Annotated in this window: 23 protein-coding genes; 11 read left to right on the top strand and 12 right to left on the bottom strand. The window is 56.9% G+C overall.

From position 1 onward, the window contains the following. Window positions 1–7 precede the first annotated feature (7 nt). Entirely contained in the window at window positions 8–316 is a 309-nt protein-coding gene (locus K7J14_RS10600) for a (2Fe-2S) ferredoxin domain-containing protein (protein WP_230755994.1), read from the top strand. Window positions 317–520: 204 nt separating this feature from the next. Here K7J14_RS10600 and K7J14_RS10605 read toward each other — a convergent pair whose 3' ends face one another. Genes K7J14_RS10605 through modA form a run of 3 tightly spaced genes read right to left on the bottom strand, consistent with a single transcriptional unit; the run spans window position 521 to window position 3,017 of the window. Beyond that, window positions 521–1,600 (bottom strand): sulfate/molybdate ABC transporter ATP-binding protein, encoded by a 1,080-nt coding sequence (locus K7J14_RS10605; protein WP_230755996.1) that lies wholly within the window; start codon window positions 1,598–1,600, stop codon window positions 521–523. Further along, complete coding sequence (gene modB / locus K7J14_RS10610; RefSeq protein ID WP_230755999.1) at window positions 1,597–2,250, bottom strand: molybdate ABC transporter permease subunit; 654 nt, start codon at window positions 2,248–2,250, stop codon at window positions 1,597–1,599. The genes K7J14_RS10605 and modB overlap by 4 nt, the downstream gene beginning before the upstream one ends. Next, window positions 2,250–3,017, bottom strand: coding sequence for a molybdate ABC transporter substrate-binding protein (gene modA / locus K7J14_RS10615; RefSeq protein WP_230756001.1), 768 nt, complete (start codon window positions 3,015–3,017; stop codon window positions 2,250–2,252). The genes modB and modA overlap by 1 nt, the downstream gene beginning before the upstream one ends. 213 nt (window positions 3,018–3,230) lie before the next feature. Between modA and K7J14_RS10620 the strand changes: the two genes are divergently transcribed. Both K7J14_RS10620 and K7J14_RS10625 read left to right on the top strand, forming a co-directional pair. After that, window positions 3,231–3,629, top strand: coding sequence for a hypothetical protein (locus K7J14_RS10620; RefSeq protein ID WP_230756003.1), 399 nt, complete (start codon window positions 3,231–3,233; stop codon window positions 3,627–3,629). After that, the gene (locus K7J14_RS10625) at window positions 3,626–5,137 is read left to right on the top strand and encodes a LeuA family protein (RefSeq protein WP_230756005.1); all 1,512 of its coding nucleotides are present in this window, start codon (window positions 3,626–3,628) and stop codon (window positions 5,135–5,137) included. Before K7J14_RS10620 ends, K7J14_RS10625 begins: the two co-directional genes overlap by 4 nt. Here K7J14_RS10625 and K7J14_RS10630 read toward each other — a convergent pair. The 8 genes from K7J14_RS10630 to K7J14_RS10665 form a co-directional block, all read right to left on the bottom strand. Next, window positions 5,097–5,693, bottom strand: a complete 597-nt coding sequence (locus K7J14_RS10630) for a GNAT family N-acetyltransferase (RefSeq protein ID WP_230756007.1) — start codon at window positions 5,691–5,693, stop codon at window positions 5,097–5,099. The two genes, K7J14_RS10625 and K7J14_RS10630, sit on opposite strands and share 41 nt — an antisense overlap. Then, window positions 5,615–5,929 (bottom strand): hypothetical protein, encoded by a 315-nt coding sequence (locus K7J14_RS10635; RefSeq protein ID WP_230756010.1) that lies wholly within the window; start codon window positions 5,927–5,929, stop codon window positions 5,615–5,617. The genes K7J14_RS10630 and K7J14_RS10635 overlap by 79 nt, the downstream gene beginning before the upstream one ends. Further along, on the bottom strand, window positions 5,922–7,487 hold the full coding sequence (locus K7J14_RS10640; RefSeq protein ID WP_230756013.1) for a sigma-54 interaction domain-containing protein: 1,566 nt from the start codon (window positions 7,485–7,487) through the stop codon (window positions 5,922–5,924). Before K7J14_RS10640 ends, K7J14_RS10635 begins: the two co-directional genes overlap by 8 nt. 1,386 nt (window positions 7,488–8,873) lie before the next feature. Then, window positions 8,874–9,215 carry a P-II family nitrogen regulator gene (locus K7J14_RS10645; protein WP_230756015.1) on the bottom strand — a complete coding sequence of 114 codons (342 nt, stop codon included), beginning with the start codon at window positions 9,213–9,215 and terminating at the stop codon, window positions 8,874–8,876. A 16-nt stretch (window positions 9,216–9,231) separates the two neighbouring features. Continuing rightward, window positions 9,232–10,530, bottom strand: a complete 1,299-nt coding sequence (locus tag K7J14_RS10650) for an ammonium transporter (protein WP_230756017.1) — start codon at window positions 10,528–10,530, stop codon at window positions 9,232–9,234. A 213-nt stretch (window positions 10,531–10,743) separates the two neighbouring features. Continuing rightward, a complete protein-coding gene (locus tag K7J14_RS10655; protein WP_230756019.1) occupies window positions 10,744–11,316 on the bottom strand; it encodes a DNA-3-methyladenine glycosylase I in 573 nt (190 codons plus the stop codon). Beyond that, window positions 11,316–11,930 carry a hypothetical protein gene (locus tag K7J14_RS10660; RefSeq protein ID WP_230756021.1) on the bottom strand — a complete coding sequence of 205 codons (615 nt, stop codon included), beginning with the start codon at window positions 11,928–11,930 and terminating at the stop codon, window positions 11,316–11,318. Before K7J14_RS10660 ends, K7J14_RS10655 begins: the two co-directional genes overlap by 1 nt. A gap of 62 nt (window positions 11,931–11,992) precedes the next feature. Further along, complete coding sequence (locus K7J14_RS10665) at window positions 11,993–14,287, bottom strand: methyl-accepting chemotaxis protein (RefSeq protein WP_230756023.1); 2,295 nt, start codon at window positions 14,285–14,287, stop codon at window positions 11,993–11,995. Between the two features lie 323 nt (window positions 14,288–14,610). Between K7J14_RS10665 and K7J14_RS10670 the strand changes: the two genes are divergently transcribed. The 6 genes from K7J14_RS10670 to K7J14_RS16150 are packed head-to-tail and all read left to right on the top strand — an operon-like array spanning window position 14,611 to window position 18,718. Then, window positions 14,611–15,729, top strand: a complete 1,119-nt coding sequence (locus K7J14_RS10670; protein ID WP_230756024.1) for a serine hydrolase domain-containing protein — start codon at window positions 14,611–14,613, stop codon at window positions 15,727–15,729. A gap of 8 nt (window positions 15,730–15,737) precedes the next feature. After that, entirely contained in the window at window positions 15,738–16,556 is an 819-nt protein-coding gene (locus tag K7J14_RS10675; protein ID WP_230756026.1) for an ABC transporter permease, read from the top strand. After that, window positions 16,553–17,338 carry an ABC transporter permease gene (locus K7J14_RS10680; RefSeq protein ID WP_230756028.1) on the top strand — a complete coding sequence of 262 codons (786 nt, stop codon included), beginning with the start codon at window positions 16,553–16,555 and terminating at the stop codon, window positions 17,336–17,338. The genes K7J14_RS10675 and K7J14_RS10680 overlap by 4 nt, the downstream gene beginning before the upstream one ends. A gap of 6 nt (window positions 17,339–17,344) precedes the next feature. Then, window positions 17,345–18,340 carry an ABC transporter ATP-binding protein gene (locus K7J14_RS10685; RefSeq protein WP_230756030.1) on the top strand — a complete coding sequence of 332 codons (996 nt, stop codon included), beginning with the start codon at window positions 17,345–17,347 and terminating at the stop codon, window positions 18,338–18,340. Window positions 18,341–18,394: 54 nt separating this feature from the next. Continuing rightward, on the top strand, window positions 18,395–18,529 hold the full coding sequence (locus K7J14_RS16145; protein ID WP_269062455.1) for a hypothetical protein: 135 nt from the start codon (window positions 18,395–18,397) through the stop codon (window positions 18,527–18,529). A 54-nt stretch (window positions 18,530–18,583) separates the two neighbouring features. Then, entirely contained in the window at window positions 18,584–18,718 is a 135-nt protein-coding gene (locus K7J14_RS16150) for a hypothetical protein (RefSeq protein WP_269062456.1), read from the top strand. Between the two features lie 303 nt (window positions 18,719–19,021). Here the strand turns inward: K7J14_RS16150 and K7J14_RS10690 are convergent, their stop codons facing one another. Continuing rightward, complete coding sequence (locus K7J14_RS10690) at window positions 19,022–19,336, bottom strand: helix-turn-helix domain-containing protein (protein WP_230756032.1); 315 nt, start codon at window positions 19,334–19,336, stop codon at window positions 19,022–19,024. Window positions 19,337–19,390: 54 nt separating this feature from the next. On the opposite strand from K7J14_RS10690, the gene K7J14_RS10695 reads away from it, so the two are divergent. Together K7J14_RS10695 and K7J14_RS10700 are read left to right on the top strand one after the other, a co-directional pair. After that, window positions 19,391–19,801, top strand: a complete 411-nt coding sequence (locus K7J14_RS10695) for a hypothetical protein (RefSeq protein ID WP_230756034.1) — start codon at window positions 19,391–19,393, stop codon at window positions 19,799–19,801. A 10-nt stretch (window positions 19,802–19,811) separates the two neighbouring features. Continuing rightward, a complete protein-coding gene (locus K7J14_RS10700) occupies window positions 19,812–20,258 on the top strand; it encodes a hypothetical protein (RefSeq protein ID WP_230756036.1) in 447 nt (148 codons plus the stop codon). Window positions 20,259–20,313: the final 55 nt, after the last annotated feature.

Below are 20,313 nucleotides of genomic sequence, written 5' to 3' on the forward strand. Positions count from 1 at the left end.
GTAGACAATGCAAAAACCATCGCACCACATTTTCGTATGCGGATCGTTCCGGATGAACGGCACGCCCCAGGGAGTCTGCGCCAAGGCAGGCTCGATGCAGCTCATGCAGTACCTCGAAGGAGAACTCGCCGACCGCGGCATGGCCGACGTGCTCGTCTCCTCCACCGGATGCCTGAAAGTATGCGACCGCGGACCCGCCCTCGTCGTATATCCCGAAAACTGGTGGTACGGCCGCATCGACAGCGAAGAAGCGATCGACGCGGTCATCGATTCGATCGAAAGCGGCGCGCCCGCGGACGAATACGTCATAGCCTGACCGGAGTTTCCGAATCAGACTGCTTTTTTTCATCAACCTCCGTATCTCCCATGTAAAAAAAATCGTCCCGGCTGCGGTCGCTCTCCCGAAGCCGGGACATCTTTTTTCATAAGACCGAGGCAGGCATGGCATCGATCGAGCGGAGTCGAAACGCGCGGAGCCCCCGCGTTCGAACTATCGGGAAGGGTCGAAATCTTTTTTCGCTTATTTCAGGATGAGCACGCTTTCAGGCGGAATATGCAACACCGTTTGCGTGCCGTCCGCTTCCCCGGCCTTCGGCCGCGCAGAAACGCCGTATTCGCGGATCAGCGGAATCCGCGTTCCGCGGTCGCCACCCGCGAAGCCCGGCGGCGTGCAGGAGACCAGACGCTCGGAAACGGAGTGCGGGCTTTCCACGCGCGAAAGCCGCTCGAACACCTGGCAGTTTGAAAGGTCTCCCCTCGTTCGTTCGCGAATCGCGTGGGGCCTCACTCCGGCGAAAAAATCTCCGTCGGGAACGGGACTAGAAGTCTCTAAAAGCAAACCCCAGTCGGGAACCGCTATCCTTTTTTCGCCCGCGCGAACGGCCCGGCTGATATTGGAACAACCGGTGAGCCGCGCGCACTGGGCGGTCGCGCATCCGCCGAACAACGCGTCCCTGCCGCCCTGCTCCGCCACCGTGCCCGCGTGGACAACGATCATCGCATCGCAAAAGCGGTAGGCTTCGTCCTTGTCGTGGGTTACCAGAACGACGGTGCCGGGAAACGCCGAAAGCGATTCCCGGAGCTCTTCTTCCACCCGTTCCTTAACCACCCTGTCCAAAGCCGAGAACGGCTCGTCGAGAAACAGAACCCGGGGAGACGGAGCGAGCATGCGGGCGAGCGCGAGCCGCTGCTGCTGGCCGCCGGACATGAAGGAAGGCTTGCGGTCGCGCACATCCCAGAGGCCGAACCTGCGCAAAAGATCGTCGGAGATGTTCCGCATTTCTGCCGGAGAACAGGAAAGAGCGAGCTCGATGTTCTTGCGCGCCGACAAACGGGGAAACAGGGCGTAGCTTTGAAAGAGATATCCGCAGCCGCGGAGGCGCGGCGGAAGATTAATTTTCCGGCTCGAATCGAACACCGTCTCGCCGTCGATTTCAATAATGCCTTCGTCGGGCGTTTCGATGCCGGCGATGCATTTGAGCGTCATGCTTTTGCCGGAACCGGATTCTCCGATCAGCGCGATTTTTCCGCCGCCGGCTTCGAAGGAAATGTCCAGCGTCATATTCGATAATTTCTTGGTAAACCGCGCCGTTACGCTCATTTCATTCTCCTCTCGCACGCGTTGAGAGCGGCGACCGAGGCCAGCGATATGCACGCGACTACGGCGACCCACCGCAGGGCCAGATTGTTCCGGCCCGATTCCGCGGCAAAATATATCGCGACGGGAATAGTTTGCGTTTTTCCGGGAATATTTCCCGCGAGCATGAGCGTCGCGCCGAATTCTCCCAGGGCGCGCGCGAAGGCGAGCGCAGTTCCCGCGAGCAGGCCCGGAAGCGCGGAGGGAATCAATACGCGAAGGAAAATCGAGCGTTCGGTCATTCCCAGCGTGCGCGCGGCGGGAACGAGGGAGGGATCGATCTGCATGAAGGCGGCTCGCGCAGTTCTATACACCAGCGGCAGGGCGACTACAACCGCCGCGAGCACGGTCGCTCCCCAGGAAAAAACGACGCGCACGCCGAGCGCTAAAAAGAGCTTGCCCAGCGGACCGTTTTTTCCGAACGCGAGAAGCAGCGCATAGCCGAGAACCGTCGGAGGGAGCACCATCGGAAGCGTGCACGATGCATCGATCGCCGCCCTGGCGAACCCTTTAGCCCTCAGGCTGACTCCCGCTAAAAGGACTCCGAAAACGAAGGCGATCGCCGTCGCCGTCGTTGACGTCTGCAGGGATACGAACAGCGGTGACCAATCCATCAGGGCTCCTTGAATCCGAACGAGGCGAAGACCGCTTGCGCCTCCGGCGACGATAACCAATCAAGGAAGGCTCTCGCTTCCTTCTCGCGGGGTCCTCCCTGCATGGCGGCCGCAGGAAACAGAACAGGAGCATGCGAAACGGGAGGAGCGGCGGCGGCCACCCGTACCTTGACGCTTGAGAGAGCATCCGTCAAATACACGATGCCGGCTGCCGCATCCCCGTTTTCGACATAGGACAAAACCTGACGCACATCCTTGCCGTAGACGGCCTTTTTTTTCGCGTCCTCCAAAATACCGTAAAACCGCAGAACTTCTTCCGCGTACTGGCCGACCGGCACGCTCGAAGGCTCCCCGAGCGCGATGAACGCATGGTTAAGGGCCGGCACATCTTCGAAAGAATCGATGCCTTTTGAATCCTTCGGGACGACGAGCACGATGGAGTTCGCGAGGAGATTCCTCCTGGTTCCCGGCGACAGGAGACCCTGTTTTTCGAGCGCGTCCATAAACCGGGGAGAAGCCGAAATAAACACATCGATAGGCGCTCCCTGGGAAATCTGCGCCTGAAGAGAGCCGGAAGCGCCGAACACAGGCGTAATCCGTACTGAAGGCTCGACATCGGCATAGAGAGCCGCGCACGCGTTCAAGGCGTCCGTAAGGCCTGCTCCTGCCGCGACCGTCAAGGACGTTTCGGTCTTGCCTCCAGCAAAAAGTGGAATACTACACGACAAGGCTGAAAACAATGCTAAGGCGGCTATCCTTTTTTTCACGGTTGCTCCTTCGAGAGAGGTTTAAAAAACTGAAGGCCGCGGAGAATCTCTATCGAAACTCCGCGGCCTTGCCGGATCAGATTCTCATCTGACAGCAGTATACTACTGAAGAAATGGCTCTTTGATCAAGGCGTTTTTGCAATAATATGCAATAAACACGTTTTTTTCTGCATAAATATTGACTTTTACAGAATTCGCTCATACTATACCGGTATGGCTAGTGAACTTGCAGACTGGAGAGCCTTTCTTGAGGAAGGCCGTAGGTATCACCGGACAGCGCAAGGAGGCGTTCGCCGGCCGGATGTATTCACCCCCGCGATTATCCAAAATATCGCGGCGATGGGTATCGAAAAGTATTTCATGTCTATCTTTATGAAGCGAGGAACCCTGCCCCGCAACCACACCATGACCGATCTGCTTGAAGAAGCGGCCTCCTTCATGATTATCCCCGGCGATGTGGAGGCGACGCTGCGGTACATGGATTCGCTTCAGCGAATCTGCTCCATGGACGATTTCCAAATTACGAGTCCGCGAACGGAAGACGTGCCACGCTTCATAGAAGCCCTCGATTCGCTCGCCGCGATGGCGGGCGTGCAACCAGAAGACGCATGAACGGCCGCCGGATCGCCGTTCTTGACACCACGCTCAGGGACGGCGCCCAGGCTGCGGGAGCGGGTTTTACCCTCGCGGAAAAACTCGCCCTCGTGCAGGCTCTCTCCCTCCTCCGCGTAGACATCATCGAAGCAGGCTTTCCCGCCGCATCCCGCCGCGAATTTGAGGCGTGCTCGCAAGCCGTTTCGCATCTGGACAGCCGGTCCGGCGCGAAACCTGCCGTAGCGGTCATGTGCCGCTCGCTTCCGGAGGACATCGTCCGGTGCGGCAGGGCCCTCGGCGGAGCCGAAAACGGAATCATCCACCTCTCGCTTCCGGTCAGCGATCTGCATATGCAGGCCAAGTTCAAAGCCTCCCGGCGGGACATGCTGAAAAAGGCGGAGGACGCGATAGCTTTCGCGCTCGGCCATGCGAACGCGATAGAAATGGGAGCCGAGGACGCGACGAGGGCAGACCCCGAATTTCTCGCCGACTACTGCAGCTGCGCGATACGGGCAGGAGCGGGAATCGTAAACATCGCAGATACGGTCGGAATATCTACGCCCCGAAAAATGCAAAAGCTGATCGCTCGTCTGCTCGAACGGGTTCCGGGGTTCGCACGAGGGGAAGCTGTTCTTTCCGTACACTGCCATAACGATCTGGGACTCGCGACGGCCAATACTCTTTCGGCGATAGAGGCGGGATGCGGGCAAATCGAAACGAGCCTGCGGGGAATCGGAGAGCGGGCGGGCAACGCCGCTTTGGAGGAAATCGCCGCCGTCATCTGCGCGAACGCCTCCGCCTTTCCCATCGAGACGAACCTGAATCTCTCGATGCTCGCGGAGGCCAGCGCCCTGGCGGGAAAAATCTCGGGCCTCGGCATACCGCCGTTCAGGGCTGTCTGGGGATCGACCGCTTCAGCCCACGCTTCGGGAATACATCAAAGCGGAATCCAAAAAGACGCTAACACCTACCGGGCCTTCCAAAGCGAGCTGCTCGGATTTTCCGGCAGCCGCACGGCAATCTCTCAGTACTCCGGAAAAGCGGGACTCGCCGCGTTTCTAAAAGAATATGCCGCGATCGATCTTTCTCAAGATCCCGACGGCTCTTCTGACGCGGCGACTCAGATTCTCCGCCGGATAAAAAAAGAAGGGGCCGAATGCGGACTCGCCGAAATCCTCGGCGAACTGCGGCATGCCGGCCTCTACGATCTGCCGGTTCTTGCCGCGGAAGTCGCGGAAGACGCCCGTACCTGCGCACAGAAACCGATTCCCGCTCTGAAACAAACAATCGATGCTATGCGGCGCGATATCGAAAACTCGGGAGCGGATCTGCCGGAGCTCTCTGATTATTCGATCATCCAGGGGCCGCTCAAGGCGAGGGTATTTCTTGAATTCAGGCATCCCTGCCGGCCGGAAGAAACGCTCGCCTTCGAGAGAACGGGCGAGGACGCCATGGACACTGTTCGACGCTGTTTCCTCGACGCGGCTAATTCGACCAGGGCCCTGCGTTCAGCGCAAGGCTCATGACGGAAGCGGGGTCGGCAGACCAGAGGCTCCAATCACGGACGGGAGAGCCGCCGAGAGAACGATAAAAAGCTTGAGCCGGAATGTTCTCGTCTAACACCGCCCACTCAACGCTTGCGCAATCTTCTTCAGCGGCGATTTTCGCGAGCGTCCCCAGGAGAAAACGGCCGACGCCCTTCGACCGATGCGCATGATGGACAAAAAGATCCTCCACGAAAAGCTTTCGCCTCCCCGCGAACGTCGAATACCCGAAATACCAGAGAACAAAGCCCATCGTTGCTCCGTCGCCGGATGCGTCCGCGTTTTCCAAGTCGTCTGCAAAGGCCGCATGGACGACGCCGTTCGGATGCAGGGCGGAAAAAAGATCCGCCTCGGTTGAAACGCAGAGAGCGCCGAGCCTTTCGTATTTCGCGAGGCGGCGCACCCACGCGAGAACCTCGCCAGAGTCTTCCGGCGTCGCCGTTCTGAATACCACTGCCGCTACGCCCGGGCAGAACAGGAAGGCCCGCAGGACGCGGAGCAGGCGGCGCATGAGCTTGCGCTCGCCGCCCGGCCGCATGAGCCGTCCATCGCCTGGAACCATCCCTTCAATTCGTCGAGTTCCTCGGCCTCTTCGGCGTCGACGGCGCGGAGCTTCAAGCTGGAAAACGCGTCTGCGAGCTCATGATCCAGAAACCGATAGCCCGAGACGGCAAGCCAGAAACGGAATCCGTCGGCTCCGTCCGCGTTATACGCCTCGCCGCGGAAAGCCGCGTCGGAACGGCACCTCGCAATGCATCTAAAAGCGTCAATCATCGACATCTTCCGCCCCCTTGTCTTTCAATCCGTATTTGACGACGCGCAATCCCATCATGCGCTCGGTGATTCCCAGATTAGCCGCCGCGCGAGACACGTTTCCGCCCGTTCGCTTCAATTCCTCGCGAAGTATTTCCCGCTCGACCGATTCCATCGTTTCCTGAAGTCCGCCGGTTCGGGTATTCGGATCGCGGCGAGTCTTTTGCAATCCGGCCGGCAGATGGTAGCTGTGAAGATTTCCGTCGGTGGATAGGATGACGGCGCGCTCGATGCAGTTCTCCAGCTCGCGCACATTGCCCGGCCAATCGTACGACATCAACAGATGCGTGGCCGGAGCGGAAATGGAACGTATCTTCTTTCCATGCTCTTTGGAGAACCGTTCGATAAAATGATTCGCGAGCAGCAAGATATCCGTCTTCCGTTCGCGCAACGGCGGAATAACCAGCGGAAACACGTTTATTCTATAGAAGAGATCTTCGCGGAAGCGTCCTTCGGCGATAAGCTTCTCAAGGTTCCGGTTGGTAGCGGCGATGATCCGAACATTCACCCGAATGGTGCGGCATCCGCCGACGCGTTCGAATTCGCGCTCCTGCAGGACGCGCAGAAAGGTCGCCTGTACGGCCATCGGCATCTCGCCGATCTCGTCCAGAAAAATAGTGCCCCCGTCCGCAAGTTCGAACCGGCCTTTGCGCGCGTTCACTGCGTTCGTAAATGCTCCTTTTTCATGGCCGAAAAGCTCGCTCTCGATCAAGCTTTCGGGAATCGCCGCGCAATTGAGCTTTATAAAAGGGGCCTCCGCACGGGGAGAATTATAATGAATCGCGTGGGCAATGCGCTCCTTCCCTACCCCGCTTTCTCCCAGGAGCAAAACGGTCGCCCCGGTCGAACTGACCTGGTCGATCTGTTGATACAAGAGGCGCATAATCTTTGAATTCCCGATCACGCTGGAAGGCCTGTACTGCGTCTGGAGCGCCGCCTGAAGCCGCTCGTTCTCTTCGCGCAGCTTGACCATCTCCTCCTCGCGCGCCTGCCTGAGCCTGACGGCCTGGCTAATCGACGCCGCGATGATCATCATGAGCTTCATGATTCCGTCGAGGGTATTGTCCGGATTATAGGGAATGTCTATGCCGATGGCTCCGATTGCCTCGGTTCCGGCCTTGATCGGCACGCACACGAAGGAAATGCTTCTGGTATCCTGATTTCTCCGCGCGCCCGTCCTGTCCAGAAAGTCCGGCTCGTCCGCTATCCGCGGAATGGCCACCGGGTTCCCCGTCTCGATGACCCGCCCGATGATTCCTTCCCCCGGCTGATAATGGCCTTTCTCGATCTCTCCCATGCCGTAGCCCCAGGCTTCTCCGATCGTGATGTCTCCGCGGCTCCGGTTCAAAATGGTGATGATGCCCCGCTGGATGCCGACATGCCGGCCCATCGTCTCCATTACCGAATTGAGAACGGTTTCTATATCCAGGGACTGGGAAAGGATTGCGCTGATTTCATAGAGGAGGCTGAGTTCGCACGAACAATGCTCAAGGCGGGACATACACTGCAAACCGGTCATCGACTCTCCTCTGGAGATTCGGCCCTACCGGCTCGCGCAGGACAATCCGGTATACCAGATCATCCTGAATATTTATTCATAAATACTGCATAAATACGCTCTTTGTCAAGGGCAGGAAGGGATACGCGCACTACCTTTCACTCGCCGCAAGCGCGCCACGCTCACCCGCGCACCCTACCTTTCACTCGCCGGAAAGCGCGCCACGCTCACCCGCGCGCGCACTACCTTTCACTCACCGTAAGCGTGCCACGCTCACCCGCGCGCACCACCTTTCACTCGCCGGTAAGCGCATCACGCTCAATCGCGCGCACTACCTTTCACTCGCCGCAAGCGCGCCACGCTTTCCGCGCGCGCACTACCTTTCACTCGAGTGTAAGCGCACCACGCTTTCCGCGCGCGCACTACCTTTCACTCGCCGGTAAGCGCATCACGCTTAATCGCGCGCACTACCTTTCACTCGAGTGTAAGCGCGCCACGCTTTCCGCGCACCATACCTTTCACTCACTACAAGCGTACCACGCTCAATCGCGCGCACTACCTTTCACTCGCCGCAAGCGCATCACGCTCAATCACGCGCACTACCCTTCACCCCCGAGTAAGCGCTCCACGCTCAATCGCGCGCACTACCTTTCACTCACCGCAAGCGTGCCACGCTCACGCGCGCGCACTACCTTTCACTCAGCGCATGCGTACCACGCTCACCCGCGCGCACTACCTTTCACTCGCCGGTAAGCGCATCACGCTCACCCGCGCGCGCTACCTTTCACTCGCCGGTAAGCGCATCACGCTCACCCGCGCGCACTACCTTTCACCCGCCGCAAGCGCATCCCGCTCGATCGCGCGCACTACCTTTCACTCATCGATAAGCGCATCACGCTCTATCGCGCGCACGACCTTTCACTCGAGTGTAAGCGCATCACGCTCAATCGCGCGCGCTACCTTTCACTCATCGCAAGCGTGCCACGCTCACCCGCGCGCACTACCTTTCACTCGCCGCAAGCGCGCCACGCTCACCCGCGCACCCTACCTTTCACTAATCGATAAGCGCGCCACGCTCAATCGCGCGCACTACCTTTCACCCGCCGCAAACGTGCCCCGCTCACCTGCGCGCACTACCTTTCACTCGCCGGTAAGCGTATCACGCTCAATCGCGCGCACTACCTTTCACCCGCCGCAAGCGCGCCACGCTCACCCGCGCGCGCTACCTTTCACTCGCCGTAAACGTGCCACGCTCACCCGCGCGCACGACCTTTCACTCGCGGGTAAGCGCATCACGCTCACCCGCGCGCGCACTACCTTTCACTCGCCGGTAAGCGCATCCCGCTCACCCGCGCGCACTACCTTTCACTCACCGGTAAGCGCGCCACGATCGATCGCGAAATACGCTTAGCCGATCGCTTCGCTGCCGCGTTCGCCGGTGCGGATGCGTATGCATTGCTCAAGGGGCATCACCCAGATCTTGCCGTCTCCGATGCGGCCGCTGCGGGCGCCCTTGATTATGGCGTCCACGGTCACGTCGACGAACTCGTCGTTCACGGCGATATCAAGCCTGATCTTCTTAAGCAAGTTTATCTCGGTTATGGCTCCGCGGTACTCTTCGGTGAACCCCGCCTGCTTGCCGCAGCCCTGGGCCGGAGTAACGGTCATCTTGGTGACTTTCGCTTCCACGAGCGCCTTCTTCACATCGTCCAGCTTCTGCGGCTGGATAAGGGCAACTATCAGTTTCATCGCTGTCTCCTCCCTGTCAATCGATAATCTGGAAGCCGGCATAGGCTTCGGATGCGTGTTCCGAACGGTCGAGTCCGGTCAACTCTTCTTCGCGCGTAACGCGGATGCCGACGGTGTATTTCAGGACGAGCCACACGGCCAACGCGACCGCGAAAGAGAAACCGGCGACTGAAACGACGCCGATCGACTGTTTCGCCAGCAAGCCGAATCCGCCTCCGTTCAAGAGGCCGTTCCCCGTGGCGGTTCCGGTAATCCCGTCAATCGCAAACAGACCGACTGCAAGGGTGCCCCACATGCCGTTCATCAAATGCACGGAAAGCGCTCCGACCGGATCGTCGAGCTTGCGCTTATCGAAAAAGAGAACGCTGAACACGACGAGCACGCCGGAAACGAGGCCGATCATCGCCGCTCCGCCGACATCGACGAAGGCGCAGCCGGCCGTGATTCCCACGAGGCCGGCGAGAGCTCCGTTGATGATCATCGAAAGGTCGGGGCGTCCCAGCAGGAACCAGGAAGCGATCGTGGAGGAAAGAATCGCGACAGCAGCGGAAGTGTTGGTCGTCACCGCGATGTGCGCGATGGCGGAACCGTCGCCCACAGCCATAGTCGATCCGGGGTTGAAGCCGAACCAGCCGAACCACAGCACAAGACCGCCGAGCGTCACCATAGACATATTGTGTCCGAGTATCGGAACCGTCGAACCGTCGGCCCGGTACTTGCCGTGGCGGGGTCCGAGAACCATTACGCCCGCGAGCGCCGCCCAACCGCCGACCGAATGCACTACCGTCGAACCGGCGAAATCGAAAAAGCCGAGGTTCTGCAGCCATCCGCCGCCCCATATCCAATGCCCGGTCACCGGGTACATGACCGCGACCAGAATAAACGCGAACACGATGAAGGAAGTGAATTTGATCCGTTCGGCGACGGCCCCGGACACGATGGTCGCCGCGGTTCCCGCGAACACGAGCTGGAAAAAGAATTTCGCCCAAAAGGGAACCCGGGCCCACGAAATCGCGCCGAAACCCTCGTCCACGCCGCCGTTGGCGAAGAACAGATTCGTCAAACCGACGAAGGCGTTGCCGTCGCCGAACATCAATCCCCACCCGATGAACCAGAAGGAGAGGGAGGCGATCGCGAACACGATAAAGTTTTTGGAAAGAATGTTGACCGCGTTTTTGCTGCGGCACAGGCCGGTCTCGACCATGGCGAAGCCGAGATTCATAAAGAAAACGAGGAATGCCGACAACAGCACCCACAGAGTATCCAGTCCCATGATCAGGGTTTCGACTTGCGACAAGCCGCCGACTGCGTCCATAGGAACCTCCAAAGAAAGTGATCCTACGTCATTGTAGTCGGCGCCGCACCGCTCTCGAAACGGCAACCTGAATTGCGCAAAACATAGCCTGTTCGCCCGCCGTGAGTCAAGATCTCTAAAACATGAAAAAAAAGAGGCAGGACGGGCACCGGCGGGAGAGAGCAAAAAGTTCGGAGCCCCCTCAACCGAAAGATCAAAGGAGGCTCGCGATCGTCACGGGGAAGAAAGAGGGCGGTACCGGAAACAGTCTGTCGTGTGCGCGTTTATCAGGCCGACGGCCTGGGCGTAGGCCTGCATGATCGTCGACCCGACGAACTTCATGCCGCGTTTTTTCAAGTCCGCGGATATCGCGTCGGAAAGTTCGGAGGTCGTCGGTATCTCCTGGATAGTCCGATAGGCGGGCTGAAGCGGCGCGCAATCCGCAAAGCGCCAGAGATACGCGTCGAAGGAGCCGAACTCTTCGCGGATCTTCAGCACCGCGAGCGCGTTGGTTTTCACCGAACCGATTTTGAGCCGGTTTCTCACTATCCCCGGATTCGCAAGAAGCGCCTCCTCGTCGGAAGCGTCGATCTTCGAGCACCGTTCAATGTCGAAATCAAAAAACGCGCGGCGGTAATTATCCCGCTTTTTCAAAATCGTATCCCAGGAAAGCCCGGCCTGCGCGCCCTCGAGAATCAGCATCTCGAAGAGCAGCCGGTCGTCGTGTACGGGCACTCCCCAGTCCCTGTCGTGGTACAGCACGTAGGCTTCATTGTTCGGGGGAACCCAGGCGCATCGCGTTTCCATCAGGGCTTCTGCAGGCTGGAAAGAAGAATTTTGATTTCGTTATACGTCAGACGGTTCGGCCGTTTGCCGCCCCCGAGGTAATAATTGACTACCTCGCCGTCCGCTTCGACACCCTCGTTGTACACGTACTGGAAGCGCATCTGGATGTACTCTTCGGGAACCGCGGGAACGCCGTCTTTCGAGGACGAGGAGGAAACCTCGCCGTTCGCGAGAACGCGGAAATCCATGTACTGGCTTTCTTTCTTGTTCTTGTTGTCGTAGGCGGCAATCGCCTTTTCGAGCCAGGCGGCGAGGCGCTTCGCCGATTCGGGAGTGATTATCGTCCCGGCGGCGGCCTCGTCCAGCGGAACAACCTTCGCGCCCGGACTCGTTTTGCCCTCGCCGATGGAAACCATCGTTCCGTTCACGCGGTATACATAGAGCCTGTCGCCGGGAGTGCTCATCCTGCGCGCGACCGTATCTTCCGTCGCGACTCTGGATTGAACGGGAGCCATGCCGTAGAAGCCGACGGTTCCCGGCTCCGGCCCCCTCGATACGGAAGGAACGCTGAGGCAGCCGGCGGCTCCGACTGCGAGCAGAAGGGCGGGAATACAGTTCAACACACTTTTTATCATACATCCTCCAAGACTTTGCTCTATTTTGCCTTGGGAGGACCGATTCTGTCAAACACAGTTTTTCAGCTCGTCTTGAATCTGCCGATTTCGCCCGTTACGGACTGTATTGCCGAACGGTTTTCTGACGCGAGCGTTACCACCTGGGCGATCGCCTTGTTGATCTCGCCGGTGCCGAGGCTCATCTCGTCCATGCTTTCGCGGATGCGCTGAGTAATTTCGACCAGCTGGTTCATTTCCTGCAGAATAGCGCGGCTTCCTTCGAGTATCTGGCTCGCCCGGTCGTTTACAATGCCGCTTTCGTCCCGCATGCGGCTGAGGCTCTCAAGCACGCGCGAATTGCCCTGGCTTTGCTCTTCCATCGATGCGTGGATATGCCTCTGCTGTTCGGAAACCGTGGACACCGATTCGCGCACGCCGTTGAAGGCCTTTCCCGCGTCCTCGGAGGATACGACCACCTTGTCTATGGAAACCTTGAGGCTCTTCAATTCGCGGGAAATCGTCTTTGACTGCGCGGCCGCGTTCTCCGCGAGAACCCGGATTTCGTCCGCCACGACCGCGAAGCCGGCGCCGGCCTCCCCCGCGTGAGCCGCTTCGATGGCGGCGTTCATCGCCAAAAGATTCGTTCGCGCTGCGATCGAAGTAACGATCGTATTCGCCTCGGCGAGGCTCGCCGACTGGCCTTCTATCGCCTTAACCAAACCGATTACATCCGAAATGCGGGAATACCCTGTCTCAGAAACATCCTTGAGCTCAAAGAAGCGCTCGTTGTTTTTTTCCAGATTCCGCCGAACCGACTCGACGTTCGCGATCATCTGCTCGACGCTCGCGGAACTGTCGGTGATGCTTTCTGTCTGCGCGTCGAGGCCGCTCGAAAGAGCGTCGATATTTTTCGTGATTTCCTGAACCGTCGCGGAGGTTTCGTTCACACCTGCGGCCTGGCTCAGTACCTGTTGTTTCACGCTCTCGATATTCGCGTTGATCTGAAAAACCGCCGCGGACGTTTCTTCCATGTTCGCCGAAAGCTCTCCTCCCAGCTCTCCCAGCCGCATGCCGGACGTCCGTATCGAGGCTATTATCTCCTGAAGCATCGATATAAAGGTATTAAAATCCCTGGAGAGCTTGCCTATTTCGTCCTCGCCCGCGACCGGAAGCCGCTGGGTAAGATCGGCCTCGCCGCTGGAAATATCCTCGAGAGCCGCGGCGGTTCGCTTGATCGGCGCGACAAAGGCGCTCGAAAGATAGCTCACGAGGGCGACCAACAGCGCAGCGCCGATGATAAAAGCGACCACGAGCCGCCGGGTGAGGGACCGGGAGCCATCAAGAACTTCAGAACGGGGAATGGAGGCGGCGATTATCCAGGGTTCCTGGGCCGTACCCATGCGCAGGGGAACGAAGGTTTTCATGAAGGGTTGCGCGTCGTCGGAGGCGGGATACGGTCCGCTAACGGTATCGCCCATATTGAACGCTTCGATCAAGCTCGAAGAATACTCGGCCTCGAATTCCCGGGCTACCTTCCCCACCTTCTCAGGATCGGGATCGTACACAACGGTTCCCGTCGCGGAGAGAAGACGCAAATAGCCGGTTTTATACAGAATTTCATTGGAAAAAACGCTGATGAACTTGGACACCGGAATATCAACCCCGGCGGCGCCGAGAACCCTGCCGTAGCGGTTCTTTATCGGTACGACGAAGGACGTCATCACGGCCGGCTCTCCGCCGATTGTTCCGACGAAGGGTTCAAGTATCTGTTCAAGCCCGGTTTTCTTCGCGGTCTGGTAATACCCGCCTGAATACCCGGAATCGTAGCCGGTCAGAATTTCCCTGGTCGGAATAATCTCGAGATCCACGACCTTGTCGGCGCCGGTGTCCTTGAACTGGGCGAGATTGCTGTTCGTGTCGACAGAATTCGAGGGATCCATCGTCCAGCGGAGATTGAAGCGCCCGCTGGGGTCCTGTCCGCTCTGTCCCGCGTACTTCGCGTCGAGGCCGTCGAAAAGGCCCGGCTCCCAGAGAGTCCAGACAGCGTAAAAACGGGGATTGGACTTGAGCTTAACGAGGGCATAGCTTTCCGCGTACGCTCTCCTGTCCTCCGGAGCGATGGTTTCAAGATTCGCAAGAGTCGATGAAAGATCGCGCGCCGTCGAAATAACCAGATTCATCTCAGCCGCGAAGTTTGCGGCCTTTCCCGAGGCAAGCGCCCGCATATAGAGCTCCGCCGCGGCGGAACTGTTCTTTTCCGTGTAGTAATTGATATACAGAGCCGTAGTCGTATACATAGCAATAACCGCGGCCGCTATGCGCACCGCGATCTTAACCGCGAGCCGCGTCCTGAATCCACTCATATGGGCATCTCTCATAGTAAAAAGTATATAGGCCTCATCCCCGCTTGTCAAAGCTGGTTTACAGGTCAGTACATACAATGTACCAGATAATGGAGATTATGGATATAACGTAAATTCAGTACAAAGAGAGTATGATATTCCCCGACCCGGCAAGGTCGTTCATACGCGCCGGCTGCGCGGTTTTTTTTCGCCCCTGCTGCGACCTTCTGCCTCGATCTGACTCCGGAATACCTTGATCACAGGATCCGATACAGTAGAAAAAAAACGGCTGACAAGCGCGCGTTCCGGTAATAAACTAAAGTTCATGGTTTTTCGATCAAAAAAAAAGGAGAACGGATATGGCGCAATGGATGGAAGGAAAAATAGACGTATCGGCGGAGAAGGCCGGGTATGACGAAAAGAGGATCGCCGTCCTCGCTGACTATTACGGAAATCTGATCGACGCGGGGAAGATCCGGGCCGCAGGCTTCCTGATGGCCAGAAACGGAGGCGTATTCTGCCACCGCGCGGCCGGAGCCCATGAGTACTCGGATCCTTCGCCGGCGGTTAAGCCCGACGCGATCAAACGGATGGCGTCCATCACGAAGGTGTTCACGGCGGCGGCGGCGATGAAGCTGGTCGAGGACGGCAAGCTCTGGCTCGAGCAGCCGGTAAAAACCCTTATCAAGGAATTCGACACGCCCCTTCACGGGAATATCACGCTCTGGCATCTTCTTACGCACACTTCGGGGCTGCCGGCAGACGGCGGGTATTTCCTCGAGCCGTATCCGATCGACCATTACGAGTTCATAAACAAAAAAGACTGGATAAAGAGGCTGCTCGCCGGCCCCATGCAGGCGAAGCCGGGCTCGCAGTGGAATTACAGCACGCTCGGCTATTCGATACTGGGCGAGGTCGTCGCGCGGGCGGCTGGCATGAGCGTGGGCGATTATATCGAACAGGAAATATTCAAACCGCTCGGCATGACGAGAAGCTTCTTCACGCCTCCGGCCGAACTCATCGGCGAGATCACGACCACCGAAAAATGGGAGAAGGACGACCTTTCCGGCGCGCCGGGAAAGCGATATTACTCGCTCGGCGGTTTCGGCGCCTTTTCGACCCTGTCCGACCTTATGCGCTTCGCCCAGTGTTTCCTCAACGGGGGAACCTTGGACGGAAACCGCATTCTCGGCCGGAAAACCGTGGAAACCATGACGCGAAACCAGCTCGACGGAGTGCCGTCCTTCCACTGGGGAAAGAACTGCGTCAACTTCAGGCAGGGCTTGGGTTGGGCGTTTTATTGCGACGGCCCGACCGTTTCGCCTGAATGCTTCAATCACGAGGGATGGGGATGGTGCTCGCTCTTCGTCGATCCGGCAGAAAAGTTCATCTTCGCGGCTTTCACCAATACTCACGAAGACTGGAATCCGGCCGTCATGGTGAATCCGAGGACGATCGCGTTCTCGGGAATCCTGTAAGCAAGGCGATGCCGTCCATAGTCTCCGGTTTTAAAACCCTACGGGCGGTCGCCTTCGTAACCTGGAAGGAATGGGCCGCCTACCGTTCGCACATGCTCCTCTCGCTCGCGATCGGGCCGGCGTACTTTCTCGCCCAGGTCTTTATCTGGAAATCCGTGTTCGCGGGGAAGGAAACGCTCGGCGGCTTAACGCTCGAGGGAATGCTCCTTTACTACGGAGCGTCCTCGGTAATCTACTACCTCACGATGGACTTCGCAGACTGGAACCTGCAAATGCTTGTACGCACCGGCCGCTTCCTCACCTATATTCTCAGGCCGATGTCGCACCGGTTTTTCGCCTTCTCGCAAAAAGCCGGACACCGGATGCTCGGCTTCGTCTTCGAGTTCATTCCGGTATGGCTCATCTTTTTTTTCGTATTCAGGATTCCTCTCGTTCCCGCCCGTCCGTTCTGGGCGGCGCTGTCGATCGCTCTCGCGTTTGTAATCATGTTTCTCATCAACTATTCCGCCGGCCTCCTCGCCTTCTGGCTCACGCGCACGGACGGCATACGCGCCCTTATCAGGCTCCTGCGCGATCTCCTCGCCGGTGTGTTCATCCCGCTTTCCTTCTTTCCCGAGGCGGCACAAAAAATTCTCTTCTTCCTGCCGTTCCAGTTCACCAGCTATGTTCCGGTACGCGTATTCCTGGGCTCGTACGATCTCGCCGGCATACGCCTGGAAATTCATGAAATCGTCGGCCTGCAGGCGATCATGGCTCTGGCGATGTTCGGAGTCACGGAGGCGTTATGGAGGCTGGGGATCAAACGCTTTACCGGAGCCGGAGCATGAAAAACTGGACGCTCATGCTCTTTATCCGTTCGATCAGAACCTCCTTCGCCGAACGGGCGGCGTACCGGGGCGACTTTTTTCTGAGCTTCGCCGTTTCGTTTCTCCTGGAACTGGTGACGCCGCTGGTAACCCTGCTCGTGTACCGCTCGGGAACCTCGTTTCCCGGCTGGACGATGGAAGAAGCGATGCTCATCCAGGCGATATTCCTGCTCTCGAGAGGCATCGCGTTTCCGCTGTTCTTCGGCATGGTGTGGGTGGTCTTCGATCAGGCGGTACAGGGAAGCTTCGAGATAACCCTGCTCAAGCCCCGATCTCCGCTGCTGCTGACCATGCTCAGGGGAATCGATATCGAAGGACTCAGCCGTTTGCTCGGCGGCTTGCTGCTCGTAGCGCTCACTATCGGAAATCTGCCCAAGCCGTCCGCCGCGGGCTGGCTCGCCTTCGTCTTTTTCATGCCGCTTTCGGTACTCGTCCTTTTTTCGTTCGCGTTATTCATGGCAGGGAGTTTATTCGTCTGGATAGGCAACAGCCGGGTGTTTGAGCTTCTTGAGGCGGTGCTGGTTTTTTCCCGCTACCCCGGCTCGATCTATTCGAAACCCCTGGAGTGGGCGCTCGCGGCGGGCCTTCCCCTCTCGGCTATCGCGCTGTTTCCCGCGGAAGCTCTCCTCGGCAGATTCAGCGCGCAGATGTTTTTCGCCGTTCCCTCGTCTCTCGCTTTTTTCGCATTGGGACTGTTTTTCTGGAAATCAATGATCCGCCGTTACGCGGGCGGAGGAGGCTGAACTCTCATGCAGATCGATATTCAGGGTCTTACAAAGACATATACGACATGGAACCGGGGAAGCACGTTTTCCGAGGTGCTAAAAAGCCTCGTACGGAGGGAGAAAACCGATGTTCATGCCCTCAAGGGAATCGACCTCTCGATCGATTCGGGCGAGCTGGTCGGATTTTTAGGACCGAACGGAGCCGGAAAATCCACGATGCTCAAAATACTCACCGGAGTCCTCTATCCGACTGCCGGCAGCGTCTCGGTCATGGGCGTATGCCCGTGGAAGGACAGAAAAAAATACGTCGCGGGAATCGGCGCGGTTTTCGGCCAGAAATCCCAGCTGGTCTGGGATATACCGCCGGCGGATTCCTTCATGATGAACCAGGCGATCTACCGCATACCCGACGCCAGGTTCAGGCGGACGATGGACAGGCTCGTCGATATGCTTTCCGTGCGCGATCAAATGAAGCAGCCGACGAGGAATCTCTCCCTGGGAGAGCGCATGAAATGCGAGTTCATCATGGCAATGCTTCACGAACCCCGCATTGTGTTCCTCGACGAGCCGACCATCGGCCTCGATGTGATCGCCAAGGATAAAATCCGCGCCTTCATCCAGGAGATGAATCGGGACGGAGTCACCTTCATTCTCACCACCCACGATCTCGACGACGTCGAGCGTCTCGCGCAGAGAGTTATCGTGATCAATCACGGAAGCATCGTCTTCGACGACGGCATATCCGCTCTCCGGCAGCACTTCGGCGCGAAGAAAATCATTACGGCATCCTGCGCCGCCCCGTGCTTCGTTTCAACCGAGGATGGCGTTTCCGCGCTACCATCCGGAGTCTCGCTTCTCTCCCGCCTCTCCGAATCCGACGTAGTACTCGAGTGCGACACCTCGGTCATGGATCTCCCCTCCCTCATCCGCCTCGTTTCCGAAACCTTCGGGCTTCGCGATCTCGTCGTAGAGGATATTCCCATAGAGACGGTGATCAAGGAACTGTACGCGAAGGAATAAAAAAAGACCGACCGGCGATGCCGATCGGTCTTTTGTAAGTCGGGCAAGGGGGAATTGCCTTCCGTTCGCCGACTTCCTGTCGCCTCTCTCCAGGCCGCCCTCGCCGCCTTCCGCCGCCGTCCCTGGCGGCTCTTCCTCGCCTTCGCTCGGCGGCGGCTCACGATCAATTCCCCCTGGCCCTGGGAATAAAAAAAGACCGACCGGCGATGCCGATCGGTCTTTTGTAAGTCGGGCAAGGGGGAATTGCCTTCCGTTCGCCGACTTCCTGTCGCCTCTCTCCAGGCCGCCCTCGCCGCCTTCCGCCGCCGTCCCTGGCGGCTCTTCCTCGCCTTCGCTCGGCGGCGGCTCGCGATCAATTCCCCCTGGCCCGGGGAATAAAAAAAGACCGACCGGCGATGCCGATCGGTCTTTTTTAAGTCGGGCAAGGGGGAATTGAACCCCCGACCTCTTGGTCCCGAACCAAGCATTCCAAGTTGTCACCCTTTAGCATCGCTTAGCTTGTCGCTCGCTGCCTTCGCTAAATTATTACGGTGTAAAGACTTATTCTTCCACCGCTTAGTATACTTTAGTGCCCTTTAGTTTTTCAGTCAAGTTTTTCAGGTGCAAAATTAGGTGCAAAGAGGTGATTTTCGAAAATTAGGTGCAAGAAGAGGTGTAAAATGAAGGTAACCAAGTGTTCAGTCAGAAGTATCTTGAAATGATCGACAGGACAGTTTTCTTTGCTTCTTCCCGTTCTTCTATTGGATCATCAAAGAGCACAGCAGGACTGATATTAAGAGCAACGGAAAGCTTCAATATCGTGTGTAGATTTGGTTTTCGTTTACCAGTTTCGATAAAATTGACCATATTCTGAGATAACTTTGCCTTCATGGCTAGATCGAGTTGGGAGATCTTTGCTCGCTCCCTTTCCTCACGAAGTCGTTTAGCAAATCTCACTTCTTGATCCTCAATCGTGGAACTCATGTATGTATCTTTACTTTCTTTTTGTGTTGACACAACACACAAGACTAACTGATAATTACATACTATAAAATTTCCAAGGAGCTAATAATGGAACCGACAAACGATGCAAAAGATGAAATCAGCAACAATGAAACAGAAACCACCACTGCAATGCTCACCGATATGCTAAAAAACAACATCGGAGCGGTAGCTTTTTCTTCGATTTTTTCAATACTCACGATCATTAGTGCTTTTAGTGGAACAGCCGAGATTTCTGGCGGACAAGCAATAATTTTTGTTATTCTGTCACTCATGCTATGTCCCATACTTGGTTTTATTGGATTTTTAATCGGTGAGAAACTTCGAGATGCATTACATCCCGACTTTGTCATAACCTCAGGATTCATGAGTCTACTCAAAGAAAAGGTGTTTTGGGCAATTGGGCCTCAAGTTATAGGCGGATTCCTGGGTATCTTGATTGCATCAGGAATCATTCAGCTACTCGTCGGAATTGAGTAACTTATTGAGTATGAACATGATGATTAATAAACGGATCAATCACCCCGTTCTTCAAGGATTTCTCCTTGTACTTATGTCTATGCTCGTAATCTCCTGTGGTTCATCAAAGATCAAAGAGAAAATCATTGCTACCGGAACCTATACATATCAAGATGATAGAATAACTAGTATTTATGCTGATTCATATGATTCTGGTGATGGTCTAAAAAAGTTAAACCCACCTCAAGATATGACAACAAGAGAAAGATATAGAATTAGCAATAACACACTAGAACACTATAATCCTTCAGGAAAGAAGGATCATACTTTTCATCGCGAGGCTAATAGCAATGATCCCAATCCGTTCTTAGGTACATGGATGACCTTAAAAGATGAACTTGAGTACCAAGGGTATGGTTTCAAAATTATATTTACTGATAAAAATTACACCCTTTCATTAATCAGTATCGAAGAATAAACACCAGAACCTGAAATCTCAAGAAGCCTTAGTTACCCCATGGCATAATGCCATG

The sequence above is a fragment of the Teretinema zuelzerae genome, from assembly GCF_021021555.1.
Taxonomy (GTDB): Bacteria; Spirochaetota; Spirochaetia; order Treponematales; family Treponemataceae; genus Teretinema; species Teretinema zuelzerae.